Below are 20078 nucleotides of genomic sequence, written 5' to 3'. Positions count from 1 at the left end.
AACTTGAGCAACAAACCATTATCTTAGCTGCATCAAAAAACATGGCCACCCGTTCACTCATTCTAAATATAGAACGACTAAAGCAAAAACAATAAGGCCTCAATAAAAATCTTAGAGTTAGGAAGTAAATATGAGTTCATTACCTAAAGCAGGTGACTTTTTAGGGCATCCTAAAGGGTTATTCCTGTTGTTCGGCACAGAGATGTGGGAACGTTTCGGTTATTACGGCATGCGCGCTATTTTAGTATTATATTTAGTTGCTCTTGTGCAAGAAGGTGGTTTTGGTTGGTCAAATGCCGATGCACTAAGCCTTTACGGTACCTTCACTATGGCTGTTTACATTACACCGTTACTGGGTGGATGGTTAGCTGATAATGTTTTAGGGCAACGTAAAGCGATTATCCTTGGTGGTTTATTAATGGCTGCGGGTCATTTCACTATGGGTATTCCTCACAGCTATTTAGCTGGCCAAGAAGAAAACGTTTTCTACATTGGTTTAACACTGCTTTGTTTAGGTAACGGTTTATTTAAACCAAATATCTCAACCATGGTAGGTGACCTATATAAAGAAGGCGACCAACGTCGTGATGGCGCGTTCACTATCTTCTACATGGGTATTAACTTAGGTGGTGCATTAGGTCCACTTGTTGCAGGTTATGCTGCAGCAGCAATGGGTTGGCAATGGGGCTTCATCGTAGCGGGTATCGGTATGGTGATCTCTGTACTTATGCAACTTGCATTAAGTAACAAATACTTAGGCGATATTGGTGTTGTACCTTCGGCTAAGCTTTCACAAGCTCAATCTGAATCAAACACTAAAGAGCCACTGACTAAAGTTGAAACTGACCGCATCAAAGTTATTTTCACTATGAGTGTATTCAGCATTATCTTCTGGATGGGCTTTGAGCAAGCAGGTGGTCTTATGAACTTGTTTGCTAACGACTACACTGATCGTATGTTACTTGGTTTTGAAGTGCCAGCTTCTTGGTTCCAATCTTTAAACTCAATTTTCATTATTGTATTTGCACCTTTAGTTGCCATTATTTGGTTAAAGCTTGATAAACGTGAACCTAATTCACCAGTTAAGTTTGCTATTGCACTTATTTTCTTAGCACTTGGTTTCATCACTATGATCCTAGCGCTTATGACACAAGGTCAAGGTGAGCACTTACAAATCAGCATGATGTGGTTAGTATTATTCTACTTATTCCACACATTAGGTGAGTTATGTTTATCGCCAATTGGTTTATCTATGGTGAGTAAACTTGCACCTCTACGTTTAGCTTCAATGCTTATGGGTATTTGGTTCCTATGTACAGCGGTTGCAAACAAGATTGCTGGTTTCGTAGGTTCATTCCTAGGTGAAGGTGAAGAAGCGCTAGATAACGCTATGGGTATCTTCATTGGTTTAGGCGCAACAGCGGTTCTTTCTGCTGTTATCATGTACTTACTAAGCGACAAACTAGTAGCTTGGATGCATGGAGCTGAAGGCCAACATGAGCCACAAACTACTGAGCACATCTTAGCTGAAGAGCTAGAAGTGACAGCTGAAAAGCAATAATATTTATTCCCCGTAGCGCCCGCTGCGGGGTATTTCTCTCTTCCCTATTCCCTCTGCGTCCTTAAAACTGATACTATATTCCGATATTAATTTGGTTTGCAAAGGAACTGAGCAAGTGCGCTTAAACACTCAACTACTGGTCATTATTCTGACTAGCTTATTACTGACAGCATGTGGTGGCGATAAAACAACAAAAGAAGTCGCAACAGCTCCTGATCAGTCTGGTTTAATTATTTCTGTTGAAAATGGTTTTTCCGCACAATTTGCACAAGGCGATGTCACACTTAACGCAACAAGTAACACGGTTACAACAGATACCACGTTTACTTACACTGAAACAACCGCTTCAAGCACAGATATAGAGCAAGGTATTGTCTCCGCAATTCATACTTTTCGCCCCAATAATCTGATATTTGCAGAGCCATTGAGTTTGGCGATTAAGTTACCAAATGAGCAAACTAACCTTGCCTTTAGCATAGTGCAGCTAGTCGATGAGCAATGGCAAACGCTAACCACTGAGCTAAGCGACGATGGATTTGCAGTCAGTGCTATCACTGAATTTGGCAGTTTTGCTTTAATGTCGCGCACCGTGCCTGCAGTAAGTAAAACCATTGGCGAGCAATGTAGTGACACTGCCAGTAACCAAACTGTACGCTTTATCCATGTTGCTGATTTACACGCGCGCTTTGGCTTTAAAGAGCAGTTATTTAGCCGTATTCGCAGTTACTACGACAATGCCAAACTTGAAAACCCAAATACCTTATTTACCAATGGCGGCGACGATTATGAAAAAGGCACCGTAGCTGAACAAACATCACAAGGGTTAGCCACTGTCGAAGCAATAAAAGCCATGGCCTTTGACGTACGTGTGATTGGTAACCACGACTATGCATGGGGACCAGAGCAACTGCTAGATTTTGCCGATGACGATAATGCTATCGTGTTATCAAGTAATACCAAATATGATGGTAGCGATGATACGCCGTTTGCCGGTGTCGATTTTTCAGTTGTTCAAGTTGGTTGTCTTCGAATTGGCTTTTTTGGCATGACTTCAGTACCTTGGAATGAACTTGATGAACCAGTTGAAGACGATCCTATTCCCGATTTTATCGCTAATTTCAAAATGAATTGGCAATGGCAAGAAGTGGCGGAGCAGATTGTTAACCAATACCGTCAAGATGTTGATTACATGGTGATGGTAAGTCACTTAGGTGAAGGCACAGATACCCGAATTGCACAAAATGTAGCGGGCATTGATTTAGTGCTTGGTGGGCATACCCATGGCGGTGAAAGTTATCAAACCTTAGATAACGGCAGCATTGTTATTCAGCCAAACTTTTTTGCACAAGGGCTAACTGATCTTACCTTAACCTTTAACCTTGAAGACAAAACTCTTGCTGATGTTGATTACAATACAGTTCCAACCGCCAGCATTACGACCCTAGATGAAAGCACTAAAACTGCCATCGATGAAATCATGGGTCGTTATGCGCCAGATGCAAACACCGAAATTGCCGTTTCAGAAAATTACCCAACCGCAGAAGAACTCACTGCAATTACAGCCAAAGCGACTATGCAGCAGTTCCCTGCTATTGATGCCGTCTTGCTTGATGCAAGCCAAGTACAAGATCGCTGGCTACCGGGTACATTAACCCAAGAAGACTTTCATGCCGCGTTTAAGGTTGAACGCCAGCCATCAAATACCTCAGGGTTTAATGCCATTTATCAAATCGCGGTGACTGGTAGCCAATTAAAAACCATGCTTGCAAGCCAGCCTGAATGGGTCTCTTTAGTGCCAGATAACATTAACGATGCAAGCACTTATCAGGTTGCCCTATTTAAAGGCCCGGCGCTTAATACTGGGTTGTTCTTTCCTACTCTGCCAAGCTTAGAAGCCCAAATGGTCGCTGAAAGTTGGTGGTTGCTTGATAACTACGCGCGATCACGCACCAGCCAATGTTTATATATCGACACCGATAACACACTTAACGCCTGTAAAACGGATGATGCAGTCACAGTATGGAATTTTAATAACCCTGAGCAAGGTTTTAGTAGTGACTTTGGCCCCGCAACACTTAGCTTTTATGACCCTGAAGACAAAAACTGGGGGCCAGAGAATAGTCAATTTGCCACCACCACAGAGCTTGAAATTGCTGATTTACCAACTGGTGCCTCAGGCGTGTTAGCTTTCGCTCGCCATAGCCCAACCCAAGGCTTAATCTTAACGGCTAATAGTGCTGCCAACGGTGATTACCAAACAGAAGGGTTTATCGCTGATTACACCTTAGTGATGGATATTATGTGGCCAGAACAAAGCACCAATGAGTGGCGTTCATTATTACAAACCGATATGACTAATAGTGATGACGCAGACCTATACGTTAGCCGAGATAACGCCATTGGTATTGCCACCACCGACAGCGGCTATTTTGGTGAAGTACCTGCTAACAGTTGGCATCGTATTGCCTTTGTGTTTTATGCTGCTCCAAACAATGGCGCACTAAAAATTTACCTTGATGGCGAGCTAATTGGTTTTAAAGATGAAGGTGAAATTGATGAACGCTGGGCAATTAACAACGCGGCGCTGCTTTTAACCGATAATGACTACGAAACTAAGCCGGGTTACTTAAACGCCTTGTTATTTGCTGGTCGTGCGATGACTGATGCCGAAATTGCCAATATGGGCGCAGCACAGCAACAACTCAATTTCACCCAATCAACCCGTACCCTAAACCAAGTGGTTGAGCGTCATTATCAAGCTGCACCACAAATTATGAGTAATCCTTGGTTACAACAACGTAGCAAGTTTTTTAACAAAGCGCGCCAAACCGTAAACTAAACTATACAATCAACTTAATAAAAAAGGCCGTTTAAGGCCTTTTTTATCGCCTTGCAAATACTAAAATTAATGATTTAAAACAAATAGATAACCTAAATAAAGGATGACATCCATTAGTCAAAGTAGTGCCCTGTTCATTGCCTTTGATAATGCAACTGCTGAAATTAAAATCATTGTCCCATTTAATTTACAAAGGCTGCTTTGACTAAATGTAGTCGAGATCTTCCCCTTATTAAGATTCTGGTTAATCATCCGCTCATTACAGAACAATAATTCTTTTTAGCGCAGTGCTTATAATTGCGGGAGTAATGACAATGAGCGAAGTAAATAATCCGTTAGGCCTAGTGGGCATTGAATTCACTGAATACGCAACACCAGATGCAGATTACATGGACAAAGTGTTTACTGATTTTGGCTTTTCAAAGCTAAAAAAATTCAAAGGTAAAGACATTGTTTATTATAACCAGCATGACATTCATTTCTTACTAAACAATGAGCGTGATGGTTTCTCTGCTGAATTCGCTAAAAGCCACGGTCCAGCGATCTGTTCTATGGGTTGGCGTGTAGAGAATGCACAAAAAGCATTCGAAGTTGCTGTTGAGCGCGGTGCAAAACCTGCCACAGATTCAACACACAAAGATTTACCTTACCCAGCTATCTACGGTATCGGCGACAGCTTAATCTATTTCATTGAGCAATTTGGCGACAAAGGGTCTATCTATGAGTCAGACTTCGAAGATCTAAGCGAACAAAACATTGTTGAAGACAAAGGCTTCATCCGTATCGACCATTTAACCAATAACGTTTACAAAGGTACGATGGAAACATGGGCTAACTTCTATAAAGACGTATTTGGTTTTACCGAAGTACGTTACTTCGACATTAAAGGTCAAAAAACAGCGTTATTATCTTACGCACTTAAATCACCGTGCGGCACTTTCTCGATTCCAATCAACGAAGGTAAAGATAACAACAACAACCAAATCGATGAGTACTTAAATGAGTACAATGGTCCGGGTGTACAGCATTTAGCATTCCTTACCAATGACCTAGTAAGCTCACTTGATAAGCTTGACCAATCAACGATTGCGACGCTTGATATCATCCCTGAGTACTACGACACCATTTTTGACCGTGTGCCTTGGGTTAAAGAAGACAAAGAGAAGATCCGTAAGCATCAAATCCTAGTAGATAGCCAAAGCGAAAACTGTTACCTACTGCAAATCTTCTCGAAGAACCTATTCGGTCCTATCTTCATCGAGATGATCCAACGTGTAGATGACGGCGGTTTCGGTGAAGGTAACTTCCAAGCCCTTTTCGAATCAATCGAACGTGATCAAGAGCGTCGTGGTGTAATCTAAATCATCATGATGAATAAAAAGCAGCGTGTGGTTTGGGTAAATTCACACGCTGCTTTTTCTCGTTTTGAATTCTGTTTTAAAGTAACTGTTTAAATTGCGTTGATTGCCTCCATATAGATAACTAACAAATCAGCGCGAACAAATAAGGAAAGAGTATGAGCCTAATTAACGAAACCCACGATATTAATTTAAAAAGCTGGGTTGCATCTGCTAACGAAGCGAACTGTGACTTCCCAATTCAAAACCTTCCTTTTGCAGAAGTACGTCGTAAAAATTCAGACGAAGCGTTCCGTGGCGCTGTAGCAATTGGTGACCAAGTTATCGATTTAGCGAAAGTAAACGAACTTGGTTTATTCTCTGGTGATGCACAGGTTGCTGTTAAAGCAGCAAGCCAAGCTACATTAAATGAATTTATGGGCCTTGGTCAGCAATATTGGTCTGCACTTCGTCTTGCCCTATCAAAAGCACTCCGTGAAGGTGCCAGTGAGCAAGCACAATTAAGCGAAGCGCTTATCGCTCAAGCAGACATCGAATTTGCGCTACCGTGTCGCATTGGTGATTACACTGACTTTTATACTTCTATTTACCACGCAACAGCAGTAGGTAGTCTGTTCCGCCCTGATAACCCACTTCTACCTAACTACAAATGGGTACCAATTGGTTATCACGGCCGTTCATCGTCAATTGATGTATCAGGTCAAACGTTCCACCGCCCTAACGGTCAAACCAAAGCTCCTGATGCAGAAGTCCCTTCATTCGGCCCTTGTAAACGCCTAGACTACGAACTTGAGTTAGGTATTTACCTTGGTAAAGGGAATGAATTAGGCGATGCGATTGCCATTGAAAACGCTGAAAACCACGTATTTGGTTTCTGTGTATTTAATGACTGGTCTGCGCGTGACTTACAAGCGTGGGAATATCAACCATTAGGTCCATTCCTTGCGAAAAACTTCGCTTCGACAGTATCACCTTGGATTGTTACAACAGAAGCACTGGCACCATTTAGAACAAACTGGACACGTGACGAAAACGATCCTCAACCAATGGACTATTTAGAGTCAGCTCATAACCGTGAGTTTGGTGCATTCGATATCAAAATGGATGTGCAAATTGAAACTGAAAAGATGCGTGCAGCTGGTGAAGCGCCAACACAGGTATCTAAATCAAGCTTCAAGCACTCTTACTGGACAGTTGCGCAAATGGTCGCTCACCACACAGTAAATGGCTGTAACTTCCAACCGGGCGATATGTTAGGTTCGGGCACGCAGTCTGGTCCTGAGCATGAAGAAGCCGGTTCATTATTAGAGCTATCTCGCGGTGGTAAAGAAAAGATCACTCTTGCGAATGGCGAGCAACGTACTTTCTTAGAAGACGGCGATAACGTAATTATGCGTGGTTGGTGTGAAAAAGACGGTTTTGCACGCATTGGCTTTGGTTCAGTTGAAGGTACAGTGTTACCTGCAAAATAAAAGTAATTATTTGTTATAAGGGCAATTTTTGCCCTTTTTTTTGCATTTTTTATAACTGGGTTACAAATTTTTGCTAGCTTTTTTGAATCATATTGCTATCTTAACTCGGTTATTAGTCATTTTTTATACGCTATGTTAGTTAAACTTAAGTCTTTTTATCGCACGTTTTTTCCAGCTAGACAGCTGTTGATCCGTCAGAACGGCGAAGTAAAGCACCTTATCCTTGCGCCTTGGTTACAACTAACGACGTTTTTAATTGTATTAACAGCAGTTGCTTGGTTGAGCATTTCGACGCTGCAAATCATTTCGCAAGCCGATCAAATATCCAGCATTGAACAATCACAACTTAGCAAGCAACAAGAATGGCAAAAAAAGCATGCTCAACAACAGCTTACATACCAAAAACAAGTAGAACAGTTGGCCATTCTAGAGCAAAAGCAAGCGTTATTACAAAGCATGATTGAGTCATTACCTGAATCAATCAATAAAACCACTCCTGAGGGCGGTATCGAGCCGGTACTGCTCCCAATTAAAGAACATGCCGAAGAGTTTCATGCTCCGTTAGAAGATGAACACCCTAAACAAGCAATGCAACTTGAGAGCTTTTCAGAGCGTATAGCACGACTTGATAAAAGCTATAACTACACTTTTGGCATGCTCGAGCAACAAATCCAACAACGCCATCAAGAAATTTTAGCAATGCTTGAAGGTGCAGGGCTTAATGATGCGCTTGTCCGAAGCGCAACTGACGAAAGCGACACAGCCCAAGGTGGTCCTTTAGATTTATTTGACGAGTCAAAAATTCCCGCTGAATTTCTAACGATTGCAGATAAATTGCTAGCGCTTAATAACCTTGAAAATCTGTTAAGTGAATTACCGCAAACCCTCCCTGCTGCAGATTATTATATATCCAGTAGCTTTGGTCTGAGAAAAGATCCAATGAATGGCCGTCGAGCATTTCATAAAGGGGTTGATTTAGCTGGCTGGCATAAAACCGAAATTTTTGCCCCCGCAGATGCAACCGTACTTCGCGCAGGAAGAAACGGTGGCTACGGCAACTTTATTGAACTTCAGCATAAAAACGGTTTTGTCACACGTTTTGGCCACCTAAATAAAATCAAAGTAAAAAAAGGCCAAACAGTTAATAAAGATGACGTTATTGGCTTAATGGGTAGTACAGGTCGCAGTACAAGTACTCATTTACATTACGAAGTTTTAGTAAATGGCAAGCATGTCAACCCAGTTAAAATAACAAAGGCGCTTTCTCGTGTTCGGTAAAAAAAAACAAGCTCCAGCTAGCTCAACTAGCTCTACTTTAAAAAGAACAAACCATACTCCCTCTATTATTGCAGAAGATGTTCGCTTAACTGGCACTTTAGTAAGCCAAGGTGAAGTTCAACTTGATGGTCGTATTGACGGTGATTTAAGAGTAAAACATCTTGTTATCGGCCTAACAGGCATGGTTGAAGGTCTTATAGAAGCAGATAGTGTCGTAATTAAAGGCAAGATCATTGGCTCCTTAATAGCGAATAAGGTAACCATAGAAAGTACAGCTCAAGTTCACGGTGATGTGTTTCACGATACATTAAGTATTGAAGCAGGTGCCAATATCGAAGGCAGCTTAAAGCATCGTCATGAAGAAGACAAAATTGCTCCTATCAAGCCAAGCTCAAGCGATGAAAGTAGCCCATCAATACTCCCTGACGATAGCAACGACTTGTCGTTTGTGAACAAACAAGCCGCTGATAAGTCTTAACGTTTTTTAGCCGTTACATACATCGTAATATCCGCGGTGAACACTAACTCATCGCGGCTATTATAAACCTTCACCGGGACAACGATATCTAGCTTATCTAACCACTCGTTTGGTACCTCAATCTGTGCGACTGCACGCATATCGGTATCAATTTTCGCTAAATAATTTACCGTCATCCCCTTTGGGATCCAGCGATGTGTTTTGGCCGGCACAGTTGCATCCACCATTAAGCCTGCGCAAAGCTCTGCTACATTACACTGGGCAATGGCGTGGATAGTACCAATATGATTATGAATTGCTCGGCGATTTTTAACGATTGCTCTGCAATGCCCTGCTGACAAATCTGTGATCAATGGTTTTATTGAGCCAAAATAAGGGGCTTTAAAACACACCGCTTTACTAAATAACCACTTCCCTTTTGGCAGTGACTGGCATTTAGTCCAAATTTTTAATAATGATGATTGTGAGCTCACGACGTTTATCCATTCTTTTTATGATGTGAGATAAAAAGCTAACACATCAGACCAGATAGCGAAATGGAAAATTTTTGTAAGCAGTTTTAATGATTACACATTTCGCTAAGTGAACGCTTTTCTTTTCCTTTAGGGGCACATAAAATACCGTTTTAAAGGAGAGCGAATGCAGTCACGCCAACACAAAAACCTAAGTCTATTATTCATCCTAGGCCTTCTGGTTATATTTAGTCCATTAGCAATAGATATTTACCTTCCAGCATTTCCTACTATTGCTGAACAGTTCAATGCTTCAGAAAAGCAAGTACAACAAACTGTAGCCATATTTATGTTAACTGTAGGGCTTGGCCAACTCATTGCTGGCCCTTTAGCTGATAAATTCGGTCGTAAACCCGTGGCTTTAGCAGGTGTTATAATCTATGGTTTAGCTGCTTTTAGCGCTTATCTGGCACCTGATTTTGCAAGCCTTATGGTAGCAAGGGCCTTACAAGGTTTAGGAGCTTGCGCTACGTTTGTGGTGGCATTTGCCATCGTAAGAGATAGGTTTGGTAGTGAACGAAGTGGCCAAATCATTACTTATCTCAATGGTATTGTCTGCTTTATTCCCGCTCTTGCGCCTATTCTCGGTGCTTGGCTCACAGTACAGTTTGGTTGGCGCATGAACTTTTTATTCATGGCTGGCTTTGCGCTAATTGGTTTATTCATAACTTTGTTAATGTACAAAGAAACACGCCCTGCAGACAGCATTTACAGCGGTCACCTGCTTGATTTACGTCGTTTTATTCCGATTATTAGCACACCTTTGTTTTTATTTCATAGCTTAATTTGTTTAGTAACTATGTCGGCTATATTAGTGTTTGTAACATTAGCACCTGGTTGGCTTATTACTGAATTAGGAGGCAGTGTTAGCGATTTTACATTCTGGTTTACTTGTAATGCGGTATTAAGCATTGTTGCCAGCTTTATTATGCCGCTGTACATCAAACGTCAACCAAAGCGCGCATTAAAAGCTGGTCTCTTATTACTTGTTATATCTGGTGTCTTAATGTTGGCACTAAACCAACAACGCACTGCTCTGGCATTAATGTTTCCTATGTTTATTGCTGCATTTGGCTTTGCACTGACACTTGGCTCATCAGCTGGTCGCGCATTAAGTATGTTTTCGAAACAAGCAGGCACCGCTTCAGCTCTTATTGGTGTAATGCAAATGAGTGGTGCCAGCTTACTGGTATTTCTTACACAGTTTCTAAATTTAACAACCCCATCACTGATTGGGGTACACTTTTTATTGCTCATACCATTTGCGTATCTATTATTTAGGTATAAGCAACTATCATAAAAAAGTTCACCCGCACTTTTATACTAAATACGGGTAAATGAGAATTGTTATACTTTATTTACCCGTTTAGACTTCCTGTTATACCATTAAACTATAAAAAGCCTTTTTATAGAATAAATTGTTCCGTTTTTCTGAGTAATTTACCTTGTACCCATACTTTCGTTAATTTATTGCTTAGTCTCGTTAACGCAAAGTTAACCAAACAATATGTCAGGGATACTATTTATGAAAAAGAATAAATTAGCTTTAGCTCTAATCCTAAGTGGCCTTTGTGCTGCGGGTACAGCAAATGCAGCAAACGATCGCTTCATCATCCAAGTAGATAACAACAAAAAAGGCGTAGTTAAAGCACTCGCTAAAAAACTCGGCGGTGATATAAAAGTCGACGGTAATGGCTTTATTGCAGCACAATTTACCGGTCAAGATTTAGCAAGCATTAAAGGCTTGCTTAATAACCCACATATCAAACTGATTGAAGAAGACCAAAAACGTGTACCAATGGCGCTTTATAACGATGATGCTGGTAATGCAATGCAGCAGCAATTAACGCCTTACGCAGTTTACCAATCACAAGCTGACCTAGTAACTTTTGATGCTAATGCGGGCATGAAGGTGTGTGTTATTGACTCAGGTCTTGATGCATCAAACCCTGACTTCATTTGGGGTAATATCACGGGTGACAACGATAGTGGCACAGGTAACTGGTATGACAATGGTGGCCCTCATGGTACTCACGTAGCAGGTACAATTGGTGCTGCAGATAACAATATCGGTGTAGTTGGTATGGCACCGGGTGTTGCAATGCATATCATCAAAGTATTCAATGCCGAAGGTTGGGGTTATTCTTCTGATTTAGCACATGCAGCAGATTTATGTTCTCAAGCAGGTGCAAATATCATCAGCATGAGCTTAGGTGGTGGTGGTGCAAATAGCACAGAGTCTAACGCCTTTGCTAATTTCACTAATGCAGGCGGTCTTGTTGTTGCTGCGGCGGGTAACGATGGTAACAGCGTACGCTCGTACCCTGCTGGTTATTCATCTGTAATGATGGTTGGTGCAAATGATGCGAACAATCAAATTGCAGATTTCTCGCAATTTCCTAGCTGTACATCTGGTCGTGGTAAACGCGCTACTACAGATGAAACTATCTGCGTTGAAGTGACAGCAGGTGGTGTTGATACACTGTCTACTTACCCTGCAGGCATGGCAACTTCTGCAAGCTTAGCTGCTGATGGCGCGGGCTTTCCAACATCGTCAATGGAAAACTCAGGTAATGCATCTGGTACTGCTTATTACATGGGTACTGCTGAGAGCATTGATTCTGGTGCAGCTGGTAAAATCTGTATGATTGACCGCGGTAATATCTCATTCTATGACAAAGTAAATAACTGTGAAAACTCAGGTGGTATTGGTGCTGTTATCATCAATAACGAAGCGGGCATGTTATACGCTACATTAGGTGATACCAACGATACAACGATTCCTGCTGTAGGTGCTGCACTTGAAGACCGTTCAGCGCTGCTTGCAAGTACAACGATTGATATTACCATCGGTACTAGTGACTACGGTTTCATGAGTGGTACATCAATGGCAACACCTGCCGTTTCAGGTATCGCAGCACTCGTTTGGTCAAATCACCCTGAGTGTACAGGTACAGAAATTCGTGACGCATTAAAAGCAACAGCACAAGACCAAGGCGCAGCTGGCCACGATGTGTACTTTGGTCACGGTATTGTTAAAGCAGCCGATGCGGATGCATATTTAACTGCAAATGGCTGTGCTGGCGGCAATAATGGTGGCGATCCAACACCGGGTGGTGATGAAGTTAGCCTTTCAGCATCTGGTTATAAATCAAAAGGCACAGCCTATGTTGATTTAAGCTGGAGTGGCGCAGCGACTAGTACTGTTGATGTATACCGTAATGGTACTTTGGTAGGTTCTGTAGCAAACACAAATAGCTACACAGATACCATCACAACAAAAGGCGGTGGTAGTTACACATACCAAGTATGTGAAGCACAAAGCACAACTGTTTGTTCAAACAATAGCACTGTGGTTTTTTAAAGCTTTCCCCAAACCAATATGAGCGGGCATTAATGCCCGCTTTTTCTTTTTTAATAAGCTTGTTAAAATCAGCTACCTGCTTTTTTAATTTGTGCCAATGATCAATCCAGAATCGTTACTGTCGTTTTTAGGCGCCAGTTTTTTAATTGCCGTAGCCCCCGGCCCTTCTAATGCATTTTTAATGGCGCAAACTTTTGCCAATGGCCGTAAAGCCGGAATGCAAAGTGCCTTTGGCTTTGCACTCGGTGGCATTGTGCATACCTTTTTTGCAGTCGTAGGCTTAACCGCAATTCTTAAAGCCTCTAGTGTCGCGTATACAACGGTACAATACCTTGGTGCCGCCTATCTTTGTTATTTAGGTATCATCACACTAAAGGACACCTTTAGTCAGCCAGAACCGCACTGTGAAGATAAACCTCATGTGAGCACCAGTAAAAAGCAAAATGTGATGTTTCAAGCGATGATGACTGAGGTCCTCAATCCGAAAGTAGCCTTATTTTTTATTGCGTTCATTCCACAGTTTGTTGATCCAAGTTTATCTTCAACGACCTTTCAGCTCGCTTTTTTTGGTTTACTCTACCCGCTTTTTGCTTTTCCAATCGACTGCACGTATATTTATTTCGGCGATAAGATAGCCAGCTATTTTCGTGAGAATCCACAAACCCAAATTTGGATTGATCGGATCACGGGCATAGTATTTATTGCCTTAGCAATTAACCTATTGATATAAGAGCACTTATGGAACAAAAACAACAAGCCCTCCCCGCCAAAAAAAATATAGCCCTCGTTGCCCACGATGGTAAAAAAGCAGCGCTGCAAGCTTGGTGTGAAAAGCATCAAGATGTGTTAAGTAAGCATACCCTTTACGGTACTGGCACAACAGGTCATTTAATTGAGCGCACCACAGGGCTTGAAGTGATTAAGCTATTAAGTGGTCCAATGGGTGGCGATCAGCAACTCGGCGCTAAAATTGCTGAACATGAAGTGCATATGTTGGTATTTTTCTGGGACCCACTTGCATCGCAGCCACACGACCCTGATGTGAAAGCATTATTACGCTTAGCTGCTGTTTGGAATATTCCTGTTGCCTGTAATGAAGTCAGTGCCGATATGCTATTAAGCTCACCTATGATGGAAACAGAGCTTTGTCGCACGCTGCCAGATTACGAAAAATACCTCGCAACGCGCCAAGTGACTCTTTAACTCTTAAAGTCGATATCTCAAAGTGGGGGCTATTAGCTATAAAGCTTTTGCGCCCACTTAGTTAAACCTGCAGTAACACTACCAAAGTGATCCCCGTTCAGCATAGTAATATCACCTAAATGGGATTTTAACGCGGCCTTGATCAGCGGTGATTGCGCACTACCACCCGTTAAGTAAATGACATCTGGCGTTGTGCCTGCCTCTTTAATCGCTTGTTTAGCTAAGCTCACTATTTGGCTTATCGAGTCATCAACAGCTAAGGCTAAATCTTTCAACGTTAAACACTGTGTTAGTTCTGAATCTAAGAAATGCAAGTCTGTGGTAAATTCATTCGCTGACGACAATGCAATTTTTGCCGCTTCGCCTTGCTGTACTAATTGGTGACCTTGCTTATTTTGCTGCAATTGAATTAAGCGTTTAAATAGCGCTGGCTCTTTAACTTCACGCAGCTGAGTCAATAACTCACGATGATGAGCATCACTATAAAACTGGCTTTGTAGGTTCACATCATTGATTTTACACGCTTGCCAAAACGGTTGATTCGGTAATGGCAGCCCAGACTTAAACTCAGTGCCTAAACCAAGCAATGGCATTAAACCATGAAAGCTCAGCGCAATATCTAAATCATTCCCTCCCACACGCTTACCACTGTGGGCTAAAAAGTCATTGTCACGGCACTGTTTTGCACGGAAGCTCGGCCCCATTTGTACAAATGAGCAATCGCTAGTACCCCCGCCAATATCGACAACTAACACTTTTTGGTCTTGCTGCAATGAGGTTTCATAATCAATCCCTGCCGCTAATGGCTCATATAAAAATGAAACCTCTTTAAAGCCAGCACGTTTTGCCGCTCGCTCTAATATACCCAGCGCTTGTTGATTAGACTCTTCACCACCTACTGATTGAAAGTTTACCGGTCGTCCAATTACCGTTTCTGTTAATGACTCTTGCAGTGATTGCTCAGCGCGTTGTTTTATTTTTAAAATCATCGCCGTAGCAATGTCTTCAAAGAAATTAATTTGCCCTTGCTTTAAGCCCACAGCGCCAAAGAACGACTTTGGCGATTTTACAAAATAACCTTCCTCAGGAAATTGCACATACTCGCTAATTGCTTCGCGACCTATAAATAAGGTCTCATCACCAGCTTGTATATCAAGATCAGATTTTATACGAGGAATAGTATTTAAAAGCGCTTGGCGCTCAGTTTTAAAGTCGTGCTCAAATGGGCTGCCAGCAAGGTGTTTTGCGACAAAATCAACAACCAACGCACTGTGATGAGTATAAAGGGTTGATGGTAAATACTGTTTGCCTTGCTCAAGCGGTACTAAAGACACTTGTTGCTCGTTATCTAAAACACCGATTGCACAATTTGAACTACCATAATCAAAGCCTGCAAACATACTACCACCTATACATCATTAAAAAGGCCGCGAAATTTAACACAGTCGCGGCCATTTTTGAATGACGCTATGGCCTTTCGTGTAAAAAGCTGGCAAAGCGTGGCAAGCCATTTTTTGTAAAACCATGATATTTATAAGTAATCGTACTGCCAATCGCTGGAGGAGACTTTCTTTGCAGATCAGAAAATCCAGAGCCAATTTTAAATTCAATCCCTTCATTGTTGCGTACTTTTAGCGCCCCAAGCATATTTTTATATTTACCTTTTCCTGCTATGTGTTCAATAACAACAGCCTCAGCATCCAGGTAAGGCTTCAATTTTAATAGTACATTACTGCGACCCGCGGTGTGTTCCGCTTTTGCTAAGTGCAGCATAACGCCTTCGGCACCTTGTGCAATCAACTCATCCATAAACATACTAAGCTGTTGATTATTATCAAAGTGCTTCTGTTCAACTGCTTTTATATGGGGGCTATTTAGCTGTCTAACTAAGCGTGAATAGTTTTCATAGCGTTTACTAAATGGTAACTCGGCATTTGGCATATCGAAAATTAGATAGCTAACGGTCTGCCATTCGCTATCAACAGGTTGCTGCGATCGCACAATACCACTGACCTTGGCAAAATCTTGATGCTTGGTCCAAAGTTCACCATCCAACCATATATCAGGCAGTGGCGCAGTAAACCAGGTTGGAGCATTAATAGGGTTACCATTACGGGTAATTAATTGCTTACCTGTCCATATGGCACGTACACCATCATATTTTTCACTAACTAAATAGTCAGATACATTAACCTTTTCGGCTTCATAGACGTTTGCCAAAAGTACTGAGGGAGCTTGTTGAGCTTTTACTGAGAAAGCCAAAAGTAACGAGATTGCGCATACCAATGCACGAGTGAACATAACCATCATTGCTTCCTTGCAAATTTGTAAGTATTAACTGGTTATTACTGCTTAAAAATAACTGTTTAGCAATAGCCGTTTAATTATAGTTTAGTTTCTAGCCATTTATAAAATTCATGCAAATCACTAAACACCCCAGCCGCTTTGCTAAAATCATGCTCTTGGGTAAAGTGATTAGGCACTGCATACACAGCAACACCAGCGTTGCTAGCGGCTGTAACACCAGTAAACGTATCCTCGACTGCGACGGCTTCATTGGCCGTAATATTTAACGTATCAAGCGCTAATTGGTATGGATCGCCAGCAGGTTTGGGATTGTTAACATCATCTTTGGTAACCACACAATCAAACCAGTCAAAAATGCCATAGCCTTTTAAAATAGGATAAGCTTCATCTTTGGCACTGCCTGTTACTAATGCCATTTTTAAACCACTGGCTTTTACTTGCTCAAGCACTGCTTTTGCGTGCGGCATGAAAGTTGGTAAGTTTGTACTGACAAAACGGCCAAATGCAGCATATTTATCATCTGTTAGCTGCTCTGGACTGATGTTAAGTTGATAGTTGGTAACAACCTCTTTAGCTGCTTCAAGGGTTGGCCTACCAGAAAAGCGCTGACAAAACGTAGTCTCATCATATTGCACACCAAAAGGCGCTAATAAGTCGTTCCAAATATTAAAATGCACACTTTCTGAATCTACCAAAGTGCCATCCATATCAAACAAAACCGCTTTTAAAGTCATCCTCATTCCTTTTACGATCTAAAAACTAAAAGGTGCCTATGGCACCTTTAAATAATTCAATATAATTACTCGGTTAGGCCTGCCGGAGGTTCAGCAAACGCTTCTTCACCTGTTTCTACATCGACCAGCTCATAGCCTCGTTGCTTTCTAACTACTTTTAAAATCGGTTTAGAAAAAGCCGTTTTTAAACGCTCAGCATCTGCTTCTAGTTCTTCAACAGTGTGACCAAACGGAGCAGCTCCTGTTTCAGACCAATTGGTTACTTTACCATTGAGGTTATATTCAACTTCATGAATTTGATATTGTGCCGCTTCATCCTTTGTTGCTTCACAAAAAATAACGCGGTAGTTCCAAAATCCAGCCATAGAAATTCTCTTCTCTTAAATTAATCCTGCCACTTTAGCAGTTACAAACGCGATTATAAACGAAAAAACCCGCTATACAGCGGGTTTTAATAGGCTTTTAATTTCAACTTAGAAGAACTTAACCTTAAACTCTGCACCGATGTAACGCTCTTCGTTCACCATTGCTGTGTTGTTATTAAAGTCGATAGCACCGATTGATTGCTGCTCGTCGAACATGTTACGTACGAATGCTGACACTTCATATTCGTAGTCGCCTTCTGCCCAAGCATAACCTGCACGTAAACCAACTTCAGTTAATGGCTTGCCTTCAAACTCAACTGACTCATATAAGAAGTAGTTGATTTCGCTACGGTAAGACACATCAGCGTAAGTGAAGAATTCACCGTCAGCAACTTCGCGGCTATAACGTAAAGTTAAGTTTGAGATCCACTCAGGAGCGTGCGGTAAGCTGTTACCATCAAGGACAGCTTGACCTGCGCTGTTTAATGAGTTTGTAACAGTACACTGTGCACATACGTCAACGGCTAAGTCTTTATCTTTAAGCTCAGTGTTGTTGTAGCTTAAGTTAAATGTAGCGTTTAGGTTGTCAGTTAATACCCACTCAGTGTCTAACTCAAAACCGTAACCAGTTGTCTTATCAGCATTAACTAAACGGTTGAAGTTTGCACCACCACCTACAGCTGTTAATTGTTGGTCATCCATTGTGTAGTAGAACACAGTTGCATTTACACGACCTTGGCCGTCAAGTACGTCTGATTTGATACCTGTTTCGAATGACGTCACAGTTTCAGACTCAGCAACAGTTACTTCGTCACCGAATAAGATACGACCTTGAATACTTGGTGCACGGAAGCTGTTAGCAACACGTGCGTACCAGTTTACGTCATCGTTGATCTTGTAGTTAGCAGATAAATCCCAGCTAACGTGGTCGTCACTTGGGTTTTCTGTAAGGTATAACGCACTACCACCAATTGGGCTTAAAGTACGGTCTGCTGAGAACTCTTTCTCATCATCTGAGTAACGAAGACCCGCAGTGATTTTTAAGTCGTCAGTGATTGTGTAATCTAATGAACCGAATACCGCCCACGCTTTAGTATCTTGTTGCTGGATAACATAGCCGTTTAACTCACCTGGCGTTGAACCATAAGTGTCGTAGCTGAAGTTTTCGATTGTTAGCGCTTCGTCAAAGTAGAAAACACCTACTTGGAAGTTAACGTCGCCAGCATAGTTGCTAGATAAACGAAGTTCTTGCGTGTATTGGTCTTGATCTGGAATACCGTCAGCACTTTCAGAGTAGAACGGAATAAAACCTGGGCCCATATCTGGTAAGTAGCTTGCACCGTAACCACCGTCGATGTCAGCGCGAGAATAGATTTCAGCACTTTCCCATGCAGAGATTGACGTAAGAGTTAAATCGTTGATATCCCACTCAAGCTTTAAGCTTGCGCCTTGAGATTCAACTTGCTGTGTCGCACGAGAAGCAGCATCGTGGTAAACCACATCGTGCTCATAGTTATCAGCTAAATCGTTTGTGCCTGCTTTGATAGCGTTACCACGAAATGCGATTGGCGTACCGTCCATATCACGTACGTGATAGTTGAAAAGACCTGTGAAATCGTCACCTTCATATAAGAACTGAACACGTGCCGCTTTTTCAGTGTAACCACCTAATACGTCATCTTGTTCAAAACCAGGAGCACGGTTATCGATGTAATCGTCTTTTTCTTGCCAAAGTACAGAAACACGCGTTGATAAACGGTCTGTTAAGCCACCGCCAACAGCACCTTCAAAATCAACTGCGCCACGGCTACCGTAAGATACTGAGCCATAGCCATCAAATTCTTGTGATGGTTTAACTGTATCAAATTTAACAAGGCCAGCCGGTGTATTACGACCGAATAAAGTACCTTGTGGACCACGTAGAACTTCTACACGTGCAACGTCAAATACAGGGAAACCTTTTAAAATTGCGTTCTCTTGAACAACTTCGTCTACAACTAGCGAAACTGGTTGAGAGGCATTTAGGTCAAAGTCAGTGTTACCTAGACCACGAACATAAAAGCGTGGGAAAGAACGACCAAACGAAGATTCGATTGATAGGCTTGGGATTTTCGCGTTCATAAAACGAATATCCATACCAGCTGAGCTATAAGCGTCTAAACTGTCACCTTGTAGTGCAGATACTGCTACAGGTACTTCCTGTGCATTCTCTACACGTTTACGTGCAGTGATTTGAATAACTTCTAATTGGTTGTTTTTTGCTGCTGGTGCTTCGTCTGCAGCAAGAGTTGAAAATGAAGTACCTGCTACGGCAGAGAACAACGTTGCATTGATAAGTGTTGCTAACGTAGATCTTTTCATTGCTTTCATGTCGGGTTTTAACCTTTTTTATGCACTCTTATTCAACGGTGATGATGTTGCGTCAATTCATTTGACGGGCTCGGCCAATTTTTCGCGCCTTGTAATAAGCTGCGCGGACCTCTTAATCGAGAGTGCAAAACGAGGAAAAGAGGCTGAACGAACGCTGACGATTATAACACTTTATGACACTTTTACTGCATTAAAAATTATAAATATACAAATTTTTTACAACAATTAGCGGCAACA

General features: G+C 41.8%; 16 protein-coding genes. 10 read left to right on the top strand and 6 right to left on the bottom strand.

Features of this window, described 5'->3' with window-relative positions; translation table 11 throughout:
• Positions 1 to 130 precede the first annotated feature (130 nt).
• From ACSFVZ_RS10175 to ACSFVZ_RS10150, 6 genes are all read left to right on the top strand, one after another.
• A complete protein-coding gene (locus ACSFVZ_RS10175) occupies positions 131 to 1561 on the top strand; it encodes a peptide MFS transporter (protein WP_075594538.1) in 1431 nt (476 codons plus the stop codon).
• Between the two features lie 115 nt (positions 1562 to 1676).
• Positions 1677 to 4400 (top strand): metallophosphoesterase, encoded by a 2724-nt coding sequence (locus ACSFVZ_RS10170; protein ID WP_435558772.1) that lies wholly within the window; start codon positions 1677 to 1679, stop codon positions 4398 to 4400.
• Positions 4401 to 4714: 314 nt separating this feature from the next.
• Positions 4715 to 5761: a 4-hydroxyphenylpyruvate dioxygenase gene (hppD, locus tag ACSFVZ_RS10165; RefSeq protein ID WP_062564358.1), complete on the top strand. Its 1047-nt coding sequence runs from the start codon at positions 4715 to 4717 to the stop codon at positions 5759 to 5761.
• Positions 5762 to 5916: 155 nt separating this feature from the next.
• Complete coding sequence (fahA, locus tag ACSFVZ_RS10160; RefSeq protein ID WP_435558771.1) at positions 5917 to 7230, top strand: fumarylacetoacetase; 1314 nt, start codon at positions 5917 to 5919, stop codon at positions 7228 to 7230.
• A gap of 132 nt (positions 7231 to 7362) precedes the next feature.
• Positions 7363 to 8508 carry a M23 family metallopeptidase gene (locus ACSFVZ_RS10155; RefSeq protein ID WP_138556806.1) on the top strand — a complete coding sequence of 382 codons (1146 nt, stop codon included), beginning with the start codon at positions 7363 to 7365 and terminating at the stop codon, positions 8506 to 8508.
• Complete coding sequence (locus tag ACSFVZ_RS10150) at positions 8498 to 8986, top strand: bactofilin family protein (protein ID WP_135925682.1); 489 nt, start codon at positions 8498 to 8500, stop codon at positions 8984 to 8986. The genes ACSFVZ_RS10155 and ACSFVZ_RS10150 overlap by 11 nt, the downstream gene beginning before the upstream one ends.
• On the opposite strand, the gene ACSFVZ_RS10145 is transcribed toward ACSFVZ_RS10150, so the two are convergent.
• Positions 8983 to 9459 carry a hotdog fold domain-containing protein gene (locus ACSFVZ_RS10145; RefSeq protein WP_435558770.1) on the bottom strand — a complete coding sequence of 159 codons (477 nt, stop codon included), beginning with the start codon at positions 9457 to 9459 and terminating at the stop codon, positions 8983 to 8985. The two genes, ACSFVZ_RS10150 and ACSFVZ_RS10145, sit on opposite strands and share 4 nt — an antisense overlap.
• Before the next feature lie 166 nt (positions 9460 to 9625).
• Between ACSFVZ_RS10145 and ACSFVZ_RS10140 the strand changes: the two genes are divergently transcribed.
• The 4 genes from ACSFVZ_RS10140 to ACSFVZ_RS10125 all read left to right on the top strand — a co-directional run bounded on the left by ACSFVZ_RS10140 (position 9626) and on the right by ACSFVZ_RS10125 (position 14065).
• Positions 9626 to 10798 (top strand): multidrug effflux MFS transporter, encoded by a 1173-nt coding sequence (locus ACSFVZ_RS10140; RefSeq protein WP_435558769.1) that lies wholly within the window; start codon positions 9626 to 9628, stop codon positions 10796 to 10798.
• A 225-nt stretch (positions 10799 to 11023) separates the two neighbouring features.
• The gene (locus tag ACSFVZ_RS10135; protein ID WP_235382302.1) at positions 11024 to 12862 is read left to right on the top strand and encodes a S8 family serine peptidase; all 1839 of its coding nucleotides are present in this window, start codon (positions 11024 to 11026) and stop codon (positions 12860 to 12862) included.
• A gap of 97 nt (positions 12863 to 12959) precedes the next feature.
• On the top strand, positions 12960 to 13592 hold the full coding sequence (locus ACSFVZ_RS10130) for a LysE family translocator (RefSeq protein ID WP_135925686.1): 633 nt from the start codon (positions 12960 to 12962) through the stop codon (positions 13590 to 13592).
• 8 nt (positions 13593 to 13600) lie between these two features.
• A complete protein-coding gene (locus ACSFVZ_RS10125; RefSeq protein ID WP_135925687.1) occupies positions 13601 to 14065 on the top strand; it encodes a methylglyoxal synthase in 465 nt (154 codons plus the stop codon).
• Between the two features lie 32 nt (positions 14066 to 14097).
• Here ACSFVZ_RS10125 and yegD read toward each other — a convergent pair whose 3' ends face one another.
• The 5 genes from yegD to ACSFVZ_RS10100 all read right to left on the bottom strand — a co-directional run bounded on the left by yegD (position 14098) and on the right by ACSFVZ_RS10100 (position 19841).
• Positions 14098 to 15465: a molecular chaperone gene (gene yegD, locus ACSFVZ_RS10120; RefSeq protein WP_435558768.1), complete on the bottom strand. Its 1368-nt coding sequence runs from the start codon at positions 15463 to 15465 to the stop codon at positions 14098 to 14100.
• Between the two features lie 67 nt (positions 15466 to 15532).
• On the bottom strand, positions 15533 to 16366 hold the full coding sequence (locus tag ACSFVZ_RS10115; RefSeq protein ID WP_135926299.1) for a DNA ligase: 834 nt from the start codon (positions 16364 to 16366) through the stop codon (positions 15533 to 15535).
• Positions 16367 to 16449: 83 nt separating this feature from the next.
• The gene (locus ACSFVZ_RS10110) at positions 16450 to 17106 is read right to left on the bottom strand and encodes an HAD family hydrolase (protein ID WP_235382304.1); all 657 of its coding nucleotides are present in this window, start codon (positions 17104 to 17106) and stop codon (positions 16450 to 16452) included.
• 65 nt (positions 17107 to 17171) lie between these two features.
• Positions 17172 to 17471 (bottom strand): hypothetical protein, encoded by a 300-nt coding sequence (locus ACSFVZ_RS10105; protein ID WP_135925690.1) that lies wholly within the window; start codon positions 17469 to 17471, stop codon positions 17172 to 17174.
• Positions 17472 to 17579: 108 nt separating this feature from the next.
• Positions 17580 to 19841 carry a TonB-dependent receptor gene (locus ACSFVZ_RS10100; RefSeq protein ID WP_435558767.1) on the bottom strand — a complete coding sequence of 754 codons (2262 nt, stop codon included), beginning with the start codon at positions 19839 to 19841 and terminating at the stop codon, positions 17580 to 17582.
• Positions 19842 to 20078 lie beyond the last annotated feature (237 nt).

Origin of the sequence: Pseudoalteromonas nanhaiensis (assembly GCF_051235485.1) — a bacterium.
In the GTDB taxonomy this organism is placed as follows: domain Bacteria; phylum Pseudomonadota; class Gammaproteobacteria; order Enterobacterales; family Alteromonadaceae; genus Pseudoalteromonas; species Pseudoalteromonas lipolytica_C.
The sequence above is the reverse complement of the archived record's forward strand: the minus strand, read 5'-3'. Positions and strand labels throughout refer to the sequence as shown.

Excerpts from the sequence above, each read along its gene's own strand:
- ACSFVZ_RS10155 (WP_138556806.1), top strand. The coding sequence starts at position 7,363 with ATGTTAGTTAAACTTAAGTCTTTTTATCGCACGTTTTTTCCAGCTAGA.
- ACSFVZ_RS10125 (WP_135925687.1), top strand. The coding sequence starts at position 13,601 with ATGGAACAAAAACAACAAGCCCTCCCCGCCAAAAAAAATATAGCCCTC.
- ACSFVZ_RS10100 (WP_435558767.1), bottom strand. The coding sequence starts at position 19,841 with ATGAAAGCAATGAAAAGATCTACGTTAGCAACACTTATCAATGCAACG.
- ACSFVZ_RS10115 (WP_135926299.1), bottom strand. The coding sequence starts at position 16,366 with ATGTTCACTCGTGCATTGGTATGCGCAATCTCGTTACTTTTGGCTTTC.
- ACSFVZ_RS10140 (WP_435558769.1), top strand. The coding sequence starts at position 9,626 with ATGCAGTCACGCCAACACAAAAACCTAAGTCTATTATTCATCCTAGGC.
- ACSFVZ_RS10175 (WP_075594538.1), top strand. The coding sequence starts at position 131 with ATGAGTTCATTACCTAAAGCAGGTGACTTTTTAGGGCATCCTAAAGGG.
- fahA (WP_435558771.1), top strand. The coding sequence starts at position 5,917 with ATGAGCCTAATTAACGAAACCCACGATATTAATTTAAAAAGCTGGGTT.
- yegD (WP_435558768.1), bottom strand. The coding sequence starts at position 15,465 with ATGTTTGCAGGCTTTGATTATGGTAGTTCAAATTGTGCAATCGGTGTT.
- ACSFVZ_RS10105 (WP_135925690.1), bottom strand. The coding sequence starts at position 17,471 with ATGGCTGGATTTTGGAACTACCGCGTTATTTTTTGTGAAGCAACAAAG.
- ACSFVZ_RS10130 (WP_135925686.1), top strand. The coding sequence starts at position 12,960 with ATGATCAATCCAGAATCGTTACTGTCGTTTTTAGGCGCCAGTTTTTTA.
- ACSFVZ_RS10110 (WP_235382304.1), bottom strand. The coding sequence starts at position 17,106 with ATGACTTTAAAAGCGGTTTTGTTTGATATGGATGGCACTTTGGTAGAT.
- ACSFVZ_RS10135 (WP_235382302.1), top strand. The coding sequence starts at position 11,024 with ATGAAAAAGAATAAATTAGCTTTAGCTCTAATCCTAAGTGGCCTTTGT.
- hppD (WP_062564358.1), top strand. The coding sequence starts at position 4,715 with ATGAGCGAAGTAAATAATCCGTTAGGCCTAGTGGGCATTGAATTCACT.